This is a genomic window from Pseudonocardia sp. TRM90224 (assembly GCF_021245725.1).
Classification (GTDB): domain Bacteria; phylum Actinomycetota; class Actinomycetes; order Mycobacteriales; family Pseudonocardiaceae; genus Pseudonocardia.
This window is the reverse complement of the sequence record NZ_JAJGSX010000014.1, coordinates 26218-38982: the sequence shown is the minus strand read 5'-3', so window position 1 is coordinate 38982 and position 12765 is coordinate 26218. Positions and strand designations below refer to the sequence as shown.

Below are 12765 nucleotides of genomic sequence, written 5' to 3'. Positions count from 1 at the left end.
CCCGGCCGCACTTCGCGGCATCCCTCACCCGGAGGACCTGCATGAGCACGGAGAACACCGTCGCCGACCGCCTTCTCAACGATGCGCGCAAGAAGACCGCCAAGAACGAGAGCCCGATGCTGGGCAAGATCGCGCTGATCATCGGCATCATCGGCCTCGTCGTGAGCCCCGTCTCGATCCTCGGCTGGATCGTCGGAGCGTCCGCGGTCGTCACCGGCGCCATCGCCGTGAAGCGTCCGGCAGCGGCGAAGTTCGCGAAGATCGCCATCGCGCTGGGCGTGGCAGCCATCCTCGTCGGCGTCTTCTTCTACACCCTGAACATCGCCGTGCGCTGACGCGTCGGACCCGGGGCGACGATCCCCCTGGGATCGCAGGGGTCGCCGTTCGCGGCGACCCCTGCGGCATGTCCGGGGTCTTCCCGACAGGCGGAGCTCAGCGCCCCTCGAGCGCCTGCTCCACCCGCTCGACCTTCGACGTGAGCTGACCGGTGTAGCCGGGCCGGATGTCGGCCTTCAGCACGAGGCTGACCCGCGAGCTGTGCGCCTGGACGGCCTCCACAGCGCGCTTGACCACCTCCATCCCTTCGTCCCAGGTCTCGGCTTCGATCGTGGTGAACATCGAGGTCGTCTCGTTGGGGAGGCCGGACTCCCTGACGACCCGCACGGCGTCGGCGACCGCGCCACTGACGCTGTCGGACCCGGAATCGGACCCGGCCGGGGCGATGCTGAAGGCGAAGAGCATCCGCCCAGCCTGCACCACCACCCGCGCCGGATCACGCCCGCGATCGACGGCCCGCCCCGCGGGTGGCCGGCGGCGCGCGTTCCCGGCCGATCGCACGCGAAGGCGAGCCGCTGCGTCCGGTCGGAGGCATCGCACTGCTAGCGTCGCTGGTCATGACGTCCCGCAACCCGCTGCCGTTCGACCCGATCATGCGGGCCGCTGCGCTGTGGGACGAGCGGATCGGCCCGGCCGGGACGATGGCCGCGGTGACGAGCATCATGCGGGTGCAGCAGATCCTCCTCTCCGCGGTCGACGGCGCGCTGCGGCCGCACGGCCTCACCTTCGCGAGGTACGAGGCGCTGGTGCTGCTGACGTTCTCCCGGCGCGGGACGCTGCCGATGCGCGTGATGGGCGAGCGTCTCCAGCTGCACCCGACGAGCGTGACGAACATCGTCGACCGCCTGCAGGGCGACGGTCTCGTGCGCCGCACCCCGCACCCCACCGACCGGCGCGCCACGCTGGTGGAGATCACCGAGACCGGATCGGCGCTGCTCGAGGCCGCGACGAAGTCGGTGACCTCGATCGACTTCGGGCTGAGCGGGCTGACCGCGGAGCAGCAGGACGAGCTGACCGAGCTGCTCGGCCGCGTGCGCAAGGCCGCAGGCGACTTCGACTGACGCCTGTTCACAGGTCGCGCCAGTTCGCCCGGCGGTGCCCGCCGCCCGAACGGTCGGCCCGCCGGGCACCCGGCCACGCACGCATCGCGCGGGCGCCACCGCCCCGCCGCCCTCCCACCGGCCGAGACCGGCGACCGATGCAGAAGCCCGTCACGGCGCCCCCCGCCGATCCGGCTGCGACGCACAACGAACATCCGAGATCCATGGCGACCTCTCCCCCGAACAACTGTTGACGCCCTGTTGCGTCAACCCCATTGACATTAGCCCCCACCCCCGACAGTCTTGGATCCATCGGGTGACAGGGCGGGGTTCGGAGGGAGAGCAGACGTGCAAGGTCGGGTATTGCTGGCGGTCAGCGTGATCAGCGCGGTCCTGATCACGGTGGGCACCACCGTGGCGCTGGTCCTCCTGGAGCCGGCCGCGTCCAAGGGGGAGGCGCTCAAGACGGGCGGCCTCGCCGGTGGCGCGATCGTGGCGCTCTACGCGCTGTGGCTGAACGACAGGCGCCGGCGCACCGAGGAGGCGCGCCATGAGCTGGAGAGCGACAAGATCGCCGACGAGCGCTTCGCGCGCTCGGTCGAGCTGCTGGGCAACGAGGCCGACCAGGTCCGGGTCGGAGCGCTGCACGCGCTGGCGTGGCACGCCGATGCCACCCCGCGCTACCGGCAGACGGTCCTCGACGTCTTCTGCGCCTACCTGCGCCGTCCGTTCCACGATCCGGCGGCGTCCACGAACGGCACGCCGCCCGATCCCGCGGAGTTGCTGGCCGCCGATCGCGAGCGCCAGGTGCGCTCCACCGCGCAGCGGCTGATCGCCGACCTGTTGCCGTGGGGGCAGAGTGAGGACACCCGCGCCTACCACCTCGACCTGAGCGGGGCCCACCTCGAGCACTTCCGGCTGGAAGGGCGGCGGATCGGGCGGCTGGTCGCGCGCGACGCGCGGTTCGTCGGCATCACGCGCATGAACGAGCTGCAGGCGAGCAAACCGGTGCTGCTCACCGAAGCGAGCTTCGCGGGGCGGCTCACGCTGCGCGACGCCCGTCTCGAGGGCGGGCTGTCGTTGAAAGAGAGCACGTTCGCCGAGGAGGTCGCGCTCGACGGGGCCGCCGTCTCCACGTTCCTCGACGTGCGGACCACAGCGCAGCCGGCGCTCGTTGGCGGCCTCAGCGTGGCGCCCGGCACGCGGGTCGACGGCGACAGCAACGGGTGGGTGGCGACGTGAGCGAGGAGCCGGCACGCGGGCTGCGGGCGGCACGCCTCGCCCGGGGCTGGTCGCAGAGCCAGGCGGCGCGGGAGCTGTCAGCGCTCGGCACAGCCACCGGAGGTGCGACGGCGGCCCCGGCGAGCCTGAAGTCGCTGCTCTCGCGCTGGGAGAACGGGCACGCGCTCCCCGATCCGCAGAATCGCGCCCTGCTCGCGCAGCTTTACGAGCGCACACCCGCCGAACTCGGCATCGCGGAGCCCACCGATCCTGCGGCCGGGCGGAGCGAGGAGCTGATCGCCGAGCTGGCGACGGCCGCCGCGGCCGACTCGGGCGTCGTCTCGCTGTGGAAGGTGCAGCTCGCCGCCGCCCGCCGGCTCGACGACGAGCTGGGCGCCGCGGGGGCGGGGCGGGTGGTGCGTGCGCTGGTGGAGCAGCTGGAGAGCACCTACGCGCACAGCCTCACCCGGGCCGGACGGCAGCGGGTGGGCGTCGTGCTCGCCGCGGCGTCCGAGCTGGCGGGCGCGCAGGCGCTCGACCTCGGCCGGCACGACGAGGCGTGGCACCACTTCGACCGCGCGCGCACGATCGCGGCCGCGACGGAGCTGCCCCTCGTGGCGGTGGCCGCGACGGCCGGTCTGGCCTCGGTGCTGGTGGATCTTGGCAAGCCGCAGCTGGCGGCCGAGCTGCTCTCCGACGTCAGCTCCGAGGAGCAGCCGGCGGGCGTGGTGCGCCTCGCGGCGGCCAGAGGCATCACGAGCGCGGCCGCCGGTGAGGCGGCGGCGGCACGGGCGGCGTTCGCGGAGGCCAGGCGCGCGTTCCCGCGGGTCACGGTCGAGGTCGTCGAGCCGACGCTGCCCGCGATCGAACTCGCCGACCTCGACCGGTGGCACGGACACGCCCTCGCCGTGCTCGGCGACACCTCAGCGGTCGAACCGCTGGAGCACGCGCTCGCCGCCGAGCCGCGGTCGGCGCGCGTGCGCGCCGGTATCCATGCCGACCTGGCGGTGGCGCTGGCGCGGGAACACCCCGAGATGGCCTCCACCCACGCGCGCAGCGCGCGCGAGCTCGCGATGCGGATCGGATCGAGCCGCATCCCCCACCGACTCAGCGGGAGCACACCATGAGACGCGCGTTATCCGAGGCCGCTCGCCAGCTCGTCGGCAGCGGCGTACGGGTCGATGTCCCCGGCAACCACACGTTTGGCCAGCTCAGGGAGGCCACCGACACCACGGACGTCGCCTATCCGCGCACGCACCTCCGCAAGGGTGATCGCCTCGATCTCGGCCGCCGCGCGGGCGAGCCGGCCGCGTTCCCGCTCGCCGCTGGAGTCGAGCCACGCGCGGTGCTCGTCGAGCGCGGTGAGCACGTCGTCGATCCCTTCCCCACGTGCGGCGATGGTGCGCACCACCGGTATGCGCCAGCCCCGCTCCTCGCCGCCGTAGGAGAGCATGTGCCGCAGGTCGCGGACGGTCTGCGCGGCCCCGTCCCGGTCGGCCTTGTTGACGACGAACACGTCCGCCACCTCGAGGATGCCGGCCTTCGCCGCCTGCACCCCGTCGCCCGCCCCGGGCGCGAGCAGCACCACCGTGGTGTCGGCGAGCGCGACCACCTCGATCTCCGACTGGCCGACCCCGACGGTCTCGATCAGCACCACGTCGCAGCCGGCGGCGTCGAGCACACGCAACGCCTGCGGCGTCGCCCACGCGAGACCGCCGAGATGTCCGCGCGCGGCCATCGAGCGGATGAACACACCGTCGTCGGTGGCGTGCTCCGCCATGCGCACCCGATCGCCCAGCAGCGCGCCGCCCGAGAAGGGCGAGCTCGGGTCGACGGCGAGCACACCGACCCGCCGCCCCTGCGCGCGCAGCGCCGTCACCAACGCCGAGGTCGTCGTCGACTTGCCGACACCCGGCGGCCCGGTCAGCCCGACGACATGCGCGTGGCCGGTGTGCTGCGCAAGTGCCGAGGCCACCTCACGCAGCTGCTGCGACGCCTCCGAGTCGACGAGCGAGAGCAGGCGGGAGACGGCGAGCGGCTCGCCCCGCCTGGCCCGCTCGACCAGGTCGGCGATGTCGAACCGGCGCGCCATCTGCCCGACCGACGTCGCTCAGCCTGCCGAGGGCACGCGGATGATCAGCGCGTCGCCCTGGCCGCCACCGCCGCAGAGCGCGGCCGCACCGACACCGCCACCGCGGCGCTGCAGCTCCAGCGCCAGGTGCAGGGCGATGCGCGCGCCCGACATGCCGATGGGGTGCCCCAGCGCGATCGCGCCGCCGTTGACGTTGACCTTGTCGTCGCCGAGCCCGAGCTTGCGCGAGGAGACGATGCCCACCGCGGCGAAGGCCTCGTTGATCTCCACGAGGTCCAGGTCGCCCGGCGAGATGCCCTCCTTCTCGCACGCCTTCGCGATCGCGTTGGCCGGCTGCTCGTGCAGGCTCGCGTCGGGCCCTGCGACCACGCCGTGAGCCCCGATCTCGGCGAGCCAGGTCAGCCCGAGCTCCTCCGCCTTCGCCTTGCTCATGACGACCACCGCGGCAGCGCCGTCGGAGATCTGCGACGCCGACCCGGCGGTGATCGTCCCGTCCGAGGAGAAGGCGGGGCGCAGCCTGGCGAGCCCTTCCGCGGTGGTGTCGCCCCTGATGCCCTCGTCGGTGGCGAACTCGACCGGGTCGCCCTTCCGCTGCGGGATCGCGACCGGCGCGATCTCCTGCGCGAAGATCCCCTTCTCGGCCGCTGCCGCCGCGCGCTGGTGCGAACGTGCGGAGAACTCGTCCTGCTGCTCGCGGGTCAGCTCGTACCGGCCGTTGTACTTCTCGGTCGAGGCGCCCATCGCCACCTGGTCGAACGCACAGAAGAGGCCGTCGTGCGCCATGTGGTCGAGCATCGTGACGTCGCCGTACTTGTGGCCTTCGCGCGACTTGCCCAGCAGGTGCGGCGCCTGCGTCATCGACTCCTGCCCACCGGCCACGACGAGGTCGAACTCACCGGCGCGGATGAGCTGGTCGGCGAGTGCGATCGCGTCGATGCCCGAGAGGCAGACCTTGTTGATCGTCAGTGCCGGCACGTCCATGGGAATGCCACCGGCAGCCGCCGCCTGGCGGGCGGGGATCTGCCCCGCTCCCGCCGTCAGCACCTGCCCCATGATCACGTACTGGACCTGCTCGGGCGCGACACCGGCGCGCTCCAGCGCCGCCTTGATCGCCACCCCGCCGAGCTGCGCTCCGGAGAAGCCCTTGAGCGATCCGAGGAGCCGTCCCATGGGGGTGCGGGCTCCCGCGACGATGACCGAACCGGACACGATTCCTCCAGCAGCTTCGATGGCGGGGCACCTATGAGCGCCCTGAACAACTGGACCTACTGCGCGACGCTCGCTACGGCCCCAGCCGTTCAGGACCCTCCCAGACGATACCCGCAGGTAGCGCCCATGCTCCCGGTCAGCGAGCGGATCCGGTCCGTGATGAGGCGCACAACCCCACGTCAGCGCCCCGACGGCCTACATTGCGCCCATGACAGCTCATCAGGTGCTTGCGGTCGACCACGTCGGGATCGCGGTAGCCGACCTCGACGAAGCCATCCGGTGGTACGCAACGACGTTCGGGCTGGTTGCGACCCACACCGAGGCCAACGAGGAGCAGGGCGTCCGCGAGGCGATGCTCTCGGCGCCCGGCGACAGCGGAGCGGCCATCCAGCTGCTGGCCCCGCTGCGTCCCGATTCGGCGATAGGGAAGTTCCTCGAGCGCAACGGGCCGGGGATCCAGCAGCTCGCCTACCGCGTCGCCGACATCGAGGCCTCCTGCGCCGCGCTGCGCGAGCAGGGGCTGCGCTTGCTCTACGACGAGCCGCGCAAGGGCACGGCGGGTTCACGGATCAACTTCGTCCACCCGAAGGACGCCGGAGGTGTGCTGGTCGAGCTGGTCGAGCCGGCCGCCGCCCACTGATCGGGCGACGTGCTCCACATCACTTCTTTCCCTCACGATTCAGACGGGTACCATACTGCGCAGTAACTTTTGGGATACCAAGCAGACCTGAGCCAGCGGAGGCCAGCCGTGCAGGAGATCCTCGACGCGATACTCGCCGAGCAGTACGACGCAGTCGCAGGCCTGGACGTGCCGGAGCACTACCGCGGGATCACGGTCCATGCCGACGAGGCGGAGATGTTCGCCGGGATGCCCTCCCGCGACAAGGACCCCCGCAAGAGCCTCCACCTCGACGAGGTCGCCACCCCCGAGCTCGGCCCTGGCGAGGCGATCGTCGCCGTGATGGCCAGCGCCATCAACTACAACACGGTCTGGACGTCGATCTTCGAGCCGGTCTCGACGTTCGCCTTCCTGCAGCGCTACGGCCGGATCTCGCCGCTCACGAAGCGACACGACCTGCCCTACCACGTCGTGGGTTCCGACCTCGCTGGCGTGGTACTGCGCACCGGGCCTGGCGTCAACGCGTGGAAGCCCGGCGACAAGGTGGTCGCGCACTGCCTGTCGGTCGAGCTGGAGAGCCCCGACGGGCACGGCGACACGATGATGGATCCCGAGCAGCGCATCTGGGGGTTCGAGACGAACTTCGGTGGACTCGCCGAGCTGGCGCTGGTCAAGTCCAACCAGCTCATGCCGAAGCCCGCGCACCTGACGTGGGAGGAGGCAGCGGCACCGGGCTTGGTGAACTCCACGGCGTACCGGCAGCTGGTCTCCCGCAACGGGGCGGGGATGAAGCAGGGCGACACCGTGCTCATCTGGGGCGCCTCCGGCGGGCTCGGCTCGTACGCCACGCAGTTCGCGCTGAACGGCGGCGGTGTCCCGGTGTGTGTCGTCTCCTCGCCGGAGAAGGCCGAGATCTGCCGCCGGATGGGCGCGGAGCTGATCATCGACCGCAACGCGGAGGGGTACCGGTTCTGGCGCGACGAGCACACCCAGGACCAGCGCGAGTGGAAGCGCTTGGGCGCGAAGATCCGCGAGCTGACCGGTGGCGACGATCCCGACATCGTTTTCGAGCACCCGGGCCGGGAGACGTTCGGCGCCAGCGTCTACGTCGCCCGGAAGGGCGGCACGATCGTGACGTGCGCGTCGACCTCCGGCTACGAGCACACGTTCGACAACCGTTACTTGTGGATGAACCTCAAGCGGATCATCGGCTCGCATTTTGCGAACTACCGCGAGTCGTTCGAGGCGAACCGGTTGATCAGCCGGGGCAAGATCCACCCGACGCTGTCGAAGGTCTACCCGCTGGCCGAGACCGGGCAGGCCGCGATGGACGTGCACACCAACAGCCACCAGGGCAAGGTCGGCGTGCTGGCGCTCGCCCCCCAGGAGGGACTGGGTGTCACCGATCCCGAGCTGCGGGCGAAGCACGTCGACGCGATCAACCGTTTCCGCGGCGTGTAGCCGACACCCGTCCGAGGGCTGCCCGACCGGGTGATGCGCGTCGCGACAATGTGTGCAATCCCCCGACTCGCGACGCACATTTCGGTACGGTGAGTCCCATGGTCGGAGATCCCATGGTGCCCCCCGCCGACACCGGATTCGACGTCGTGCGCCGTGGTTACGACCAGGCTCAGGTCGATGCCCATCTCCATCGCATCGATGCCGAGATACGCATAGTCGCAACCGACCGGGCCGCCGCTGTCGACCAGGCGGCCCAGCTGACGAAGGAGCTCGACGACTCGCGGGCCCGCGCCGAGCGGTTGCGCGCGCAGGTCCGCACGCTCGTGAGCCCCCGGCAGAACGTCACGAGCATGAGCGAGCGGATGCGTTCGATGCTGCGTCTCGCCGAGGACGAGGTCGGCGAGATGCTCGCGCACTCCGAGACCGAGGTCGCGAAGCGGCTCAGCGATGCCGGCGTGCAGGCCGAGCAGATCCTCGAAGCAGCGCGCGCCGAGGCGGAGTCGATCCGTGTCGCCGCCACCTGCGATGCCGAGGAGTACACGCAGGAGCGCGCCAAGGCGCTCGCCGAGATCACCGCCGAGCGGCAAGCGTGCGCCGACACGATCGCCGCGGCCGAGATGACCGCCGCCGCGGAGCGGGCCGACGCCTGGGCCGAGTCGGAGGCGCGCCGCAAGCTGGTGGAGGAGGACTTCACCATCGCGATGGACCAGCGCCGCGCCGAGGCGCTCTCCGCGCTGAAGGCCGCGCGCACCGAGGCACGCCGCGCGATCGACGAGATGAAGGAGACGTCGGCGGCGCAGGCCCGCCAGGAGGTCCTGACCGCCCGTGCGCAGGCGCGCCGGATCATCGCGATGGCCGAGCAGCGCGCGAGCGACCTGCTGGCGCTGCGCCGCAGGCTCGTCGAGCAGCTGCACAAGACCCGCCTGATGCTGGAGCAGTCCACCGCTTCGCTCGACCTGCTGCGCGACGTCGACCCGAGCGACTCCATGGCCACCCCGCCGAACGGCACCCCCGTTGTCGTGCCGCCGTCGCCGCGGCGGCCGTCACCGGGCCGTCGTGCGTCGGAGCACGCCGGCGCCCGCTGACGTCCGGCCTCCGGCCTCAGCGGCGCGAACCCGGACGCCGGCGGTGCCGGGCCGTCCAGCAGCCGTTGTGCCAGTGGCGCCGCTCGTCGACCGAGCCGTACTCGGCGGCCGGCCACGCCACGATGTGCGGGGTCCCGGCCGCGATCAGCTGGTCGCAGCCGGGACAGCGGTAGCTTTTCACCGCCTGCGCGCCGGGAATGCTCCGCACGAGCCACTCCCCGTCGGACCCGCTCTCCGCGCGGGTCAGCGCGGCCGAGCGCAGGGGGACGTGCTCGTCGCGGCGCCGGTTCGACCGTGCCACGAGCTCGTCACCGCGCCGCGTAGTCCCGGAACCCGTGCCCGGTCTTGCGGCCGAGCCTGCCCGCCGTGACCAGGTGCTCCAGCAGCGGCGCCGGCGCGAACCCGGAGAGGCGGAACTCCAGGTAGAGCGAGCGCTCGATGGCCAGCGACACGTCGAGCCCGACGACGTCGAGCAGTTCGAACGGGCCCATCGGCAGCGCGCAGCCCGTCTTCATGGCGGCATCGATGTCGTCGGCCGTGGCGTAGTGCGCCTCGAGCATCTTCACGGCGTCGTTGAGGTACGGGAAGAGCAGCGCGTTGACGATGAACCCCGCGCGGTCGCCGCACGACACCGGCACCTTGCCCAGTCGCTCGCAGATCGCGAGCGCGGTGGCGGCGACGTCGGGCGCCGTGGTGATCGTGGAGACCACCTCGACCAGCTTCATGATCGGCGCGGGGTTGAAGAAGTGCAGGCCGACGACGTCCTGCGGCCGTGACGTGGCCGCAGCGCACTCCACGACCGGCAGCGACGACGTGGTGGTGGCGAGGATCGCGCCCGGCTTGCAGATCTCGTCGAGCGCGGCGAACACCGCGCGCTTGACCTCGAGCTCCTCCGCGATGGCCTCGACGACGAGGTCGACGTCGGCGAGGTCCTCCAGCCGGGTGGTGCCGGTGATGCGGGCGAGCGTCTCGTCGCGCTCCTGCTCGGTGAGCTTCCCGCGGACGACACCCTTCTCCAGCGACTTGCGGATGCCGCCGAGCGCAGCGTCGATCTTGGACTGGCTGCGGCCGCGCACGACGACGTCGAAGCCGGACTTCGCGAACACCTCGACGATCCCGGAGGCCATCGTGCCGGTGCCGACCACGCCGACCCTGGCGACCTCACGCACCGCGGCGTCGGCCGGGACGGTGCCGCTCGGGGTGAGCGCGTCGGGCACAACCTCCTGGCTGTGCGGCTTGGCGTAGGTGTAGAAGCCGCGGCCGCTCTTGCGGCCCAGCAGGCCCGCGGTGATCATCTGCTTCAGCACCGGCGCGGGCGCGTGCATCTGGTTGCGGGACTGCTTGTACATCGTGTCGAGGATCTCGTAGCTCGTGTCGAGCCCGATCAGGTCGAGCAGCGCGAGCGGGCCCATCGGGTAGCCGCAGCCGTAGCGCATGGCGGCGTCGAGGTCCTCGCGGGTCGCGTAGCGGCTCTCGTACATCCGCGCGGCGTGGTTGAGGTAGCCGAAGAGCAGCGCGTTCGCGATGAAACCCGCGCGGTCGCCGATGACGACCGGCACCTTGTCGAGCGTCGCGGCGAACTCCTTCAGGTCGTCGATGACGTCCTGCTCGGTCACGACGGTGCGCACCAGCTCGACGAGGCGCTGCACGGGCGCCGGGTTGAAGAAGTGCATCCCGACGACCTTGCCGGGGCGCCCTGTGTGCACGGAGAGCTCGGTGACCGACAGCGAGGACGTGTTCGACGCGAGGATCACGTCGGGGCGGCAGACCTTGTCGAGCTCGCCCAGAACGCCGGACTTGAGGTCGAGGCTCTCCGGGACGGCCTCCACCACCAGGTCGGCGTCGGCGAGGTCGGCGAGCGACGTGGTGGTGGTGATGCGGGCCAGCAGCTCGTCGGCGCCCTCCTGGGTGAGCTTGCCGCGCTTGATCGCCCTGGCCGTCGAGGACGCGAGGTGCGCGCGGCCGCGCTCGACGGCCTCGGCGTCGACCTCGGCGGCGATCACCTGGAGCCCGTTGCGGGCGAACACCTCGACGATGCCGGCACCCATCGTGCCGAGGCCGACCACGCCGACCGTCCGGAACTCGCGTGCCACGCGCCTACCTCCGCCGTTGGGGATGAGTTCCCGCGATCCTCGCATCTCCGGGCGTCGCGCGGGCGCTCGTGTGGGCTACCTCCCGTGCCGCATCTTGATCAACCCGACGAGCGTGGCCATGCCGCGGCTGGTGCGCTTGAAGCTGGTCACGGCGATGGGGAGGGCGAACTTCTGGCGTGCGACGGCCTGGGGCCGGGTGAACTCGCGCAGGCCGTCCTCGCCGTGGATGCGGCCGAACCCGGAGTCGCCGACGCCGCCGAACGGCAGGCTCGGGATGCCGGCGAAGGAGATCACGCTGTTGATCGCGACCATGCCGCAGCGCAGCCGCGCGGCGATCTCCTCCCCGCGCTTCTTGGAGAAGACCGTCGCGCCCAGGCCGTACCCGGTCGCGTTGGCGCGGCGCACCGCCTCGTCGAGGTCGGGTACGCGGTTGACCACCAGCAGCGGCCCGAACGTCTCCTCGGTGATGGCGCTGCTGTCCTCCGGGACGTCGAGGATCACCACCGGCTCGACGAACGGCGGGCGGATCGACTCATTGCCGCCGACGACGGCGCGCCCGCCCTTCGCGAGGGCGTCCTCGACGTGGCGGCGCACGACCTCCGTCTGCGCCGGCATGGTCATCGGGCCGAAGTCGCCGGCCGGGTTGCCACCGGGCCGCAGCGTGCTCGACTTGGCGACGACCCGCGCGGTGAAGGCGTCGGCGACGTCCTCCAACACGTAGACGCGTTCGACGCCGACGCAGGTCTGCCCCGCGTTCGACATCCCGCCCCACACGGCGGCGTCGGCGGCGGCCTCGATGTCGGCGTCGGAGTCGACGATCAGGGGGTCCTTGCCGCCGCATTCGATCAGCACCGGGGTGAGCGTCTCCGCGCACGCAGCCATCACGCGCTTGCCCGTGGCGGTCGAGCCGGTGAACGCGATCTTGCCGACCCCCGCCGAACGGCACAGCGCGGCGCCGGTCTCGCCGAAACCGGTGACGACCTGCAGCAACGGGTGGCCGTCGACGAGCTCGGCAAGGGTGTCGGCCAGCGCGACGCCGACGCCGGGCGTCAGCTCGCTCGGCTTGAACACAACGGCGTTGCCCGCGGCGAGCGCGTAGGCGATCGACCCCATCGGGGTGAACACCGGGTAGTTCCACGGGCCGATCACACCGATCACACCGATCGGGGCGTAGGTCAGCGAGGCCGCCTGGTTGCTCATGAGCAGCCCCGACGACACCTTGCGCCGCCCGAGCACCTTCTCTGCGTGCTTCGCGGCCCAGTCGAGGTGGTCGATCGCGAGCACCAGCTCCAGCTTCGCGTCGTCGAGCGGCTTCCCCGTCTCGTCGGAGACGACCTGCGCGAGCGCGTCGATGCTGCGGACCAGCGCCTTGCGCCATTCGCCCAGGCGGCGGCGGCGTTCGGCGTACCCGAGCGCGCCCCACCACTTGGCGGCCTCGACCGCACGGGCGACCGCAGCGTCGACAGCCGCGGCGTCGTGCACGGGGTGGGTGCCGACGACGTCGCCGGTGCGCGGGTCGAGCGACTCGAACGTCGGGGGCGCAGGCGCAGCCTCGGCGGGCACCTCGGTAGCGGTCATTACTCAAGAGTAATGCGAGCCGCGCGGCCCG

General features: G+C 71.7%; 13 protein-coding genes. 7 read left to right on the top strand and 6 right to left on the bottom strand.

What is annotated here, in order from left to right:
- Window positions 1–41: 41 nt before the first annotated feature.
- Window positions 42–335 (top strand): hypothetical protein, encoded by a 294-nt coding sequence (locus LL648_RS20395; RefSeq protein WP_232664217.1) that lies wholly within the window; start codon window positions 42–44, stop codon window positions 333–335.
- A gap of 97 nt (window positions 336–432) precedes the next feature.
- Here the strand turns inward: LL648_RS20395 and LL648_RS20390 are convergent, their stop codons facing one another.
- On the bottom strand, window positions 433–741 hold the full coding sequence (locus tag LL648_RS20390; RefSeq protein WP_232664216.1) for a thiamine-binding protein: 309 nt from the start codon (window positions 739–741) through the stop codon (window positions 433–435).
- A 152-nt stretch (window positions 742–893) separates the two neighbouring features.
- On the opposite strand from LL648_RS20390, the gene LL648_RS20385 reads away from it, so the two are divergent.
- The 3 genes from LL648_RS20385 to LL648_RS20375 all read left to right on the top strand — a co-directional run bounded on the left by LL648_RS20385 (window position 894) and on the right by LL648_RS20375 (window position 3724).
- Complete coding sequence (locus tag LL648_RS20385; RefSeq protein ID WP_232664215.1) at window positions 894–1397, top strand: MarR family winged helix-turn-helix transcriptional regulator; 504 nt, start codon at window positions 894–896, stop codon at window positions 1395–1397.
- Between the two features lie 327 nt (window positions 1398–1724).
- Window positions 1725–2618 (top strand): hypothetical protein, encoded by an 894-nt coding sequence (locus LL648_RS20380; RefSeq protein ID WP_232664214.1) that lies wholly within the window; start codon window positions 1725–1727, stop codon window positions 2616–2618.
- Window positions 2615–3724: a helix-turn-helix domain-containing protein gene (locus tag LL648_RS20375; RefSeq protein ID WP_232664213.1), complete on the top strand. Its 1110-nt coding sequence runs from the start codon at window positions 2615–2617 to the stop codon at window positions 3722–3724. The genes LL648_RS20380 and LL648_RS20375 overlap by 4 nt, the downstream gene beginning before the upstream one ends.
- 8 nt (window positions 3725–3732) lie before the next feature.
- Here the strand turns inward: LL648_RS20375 and meaB are convergent, their stop codons facing one another.
- Both meaB and LL648_RS20365 read right to left on the bottom strand, forming a co-directional pair.
- The gene (meaB, locus tag LL648_RS20370; protein WP_232664212.1) at window positions 3733–4689 is read right to left on the bottom strand and encodes a methylmalonyl Co-A mutase-associated GTPase MeaB; all 957 of its coding nucleotides are present in this window, start codon (window positions 4687–4689) and stop codon (window positions 3733–3735) included.
- 18 nt (window positions 4690–4707) lie between these two features.
- Window positions 4708–5898 carry an acetyl-CoA C-acetyltransferase gene (locus LL648_RS20365; protein WP_232664211.1) on the bottom strand — a complete coding sequence of 397 codons (1191 nt, stop codon included), beginning with the start codon at window positions 5896–5898 and terminating at the stop codon, window positions 4708–4710.
- Between the two features lie 208 nt (window positions 5899–6106).
- Here LL648_RS20365 and mce point away from each other — a divergent pair, with 208 nt between their 5' ends.
- From mce to LL648_RS20350, 3 genes are all read left to right on the top strand, one after another.
- Window positions 6107–6538, top strand: a complete 432-nt coding sequence (gene mce / locus LL648_RS20360) for a methylmalonyl-CoA epimerase (protein ID WP_232664210.1) — start codon at window positions 6107–6109, stop codon at window positions 6536–6538.
- A 108-nt stretch (window positions 6539–6646) separates the two neighbouring features.
- A complete protein-coding gene (gene ccrA, locus LL648_RS20355; protein ID WP_232664209.1) occupies window positions 6647–7978 on the top strand; it encodes a crotonyl-CoA carboxylase/reductase in 1332 nt (443 codons plus the stop codon).
- 98 nt (window positions 7979–8076) lie between these two features.
- Window positions 8077–9063: a hypothetical protein gene (locus tag LL648_RS20350; RefSeq protein WP_232664208.1), complete on the top strand. Its 987-nt coding sequence runs from the start codon at window positions 8077–8079 to the stop codon at window positions 9061–9063.
- Between the two features lie 16 nt (window positions 9064–9079).
- Here LL648_RS20350 and LL648_RS20345 read toward each other — a convergent pair whose 3' ends face one another.
- The 3 genes from LL648_RS20345 to LL648_RS20335 all read right to left on the bottom strand — a co-directional run bounded on the left by LL648_RS20345 (window position 9080) and on the right by LL648_RS20335 (window position 12734).
- Window positions 9080–9364 (bottom strand): hypothetical protein, encoded by a 285-nt coding sequence (locus tag LL648_RS20345; RefSeq protein ID WP_232664207.1) that lies wholly within the window; start codon window positions 9362–9364, stop codon window positions 9080–9082.
- Between the two features lie 7 nt (window positions 9365–9371).
- A complete protein-coding gene (locus LL648_RS20340) occupies window positions 9372–11156 on the bottom strand; it encodes a 3-hydroxyacyl-CoA dehydrogenase family protein (protein WP_232664206.1) in 1785 nt (594 codons plus the stop codon).
- Between the two features lie 75 nt (window positions 11157–11231).
- A complete protein-coding gene (locus LL648_RS20335; protein WP_232664205.1) occupies window positions 11232–12734 on the bottom strand; it encodes an aldehyde dehydrogenase family protein in 1503 nt (500 codons plus the stop codon).
- Between the last annotated feature and the right edge of the window lie 31 nt (window positions 12735–12765).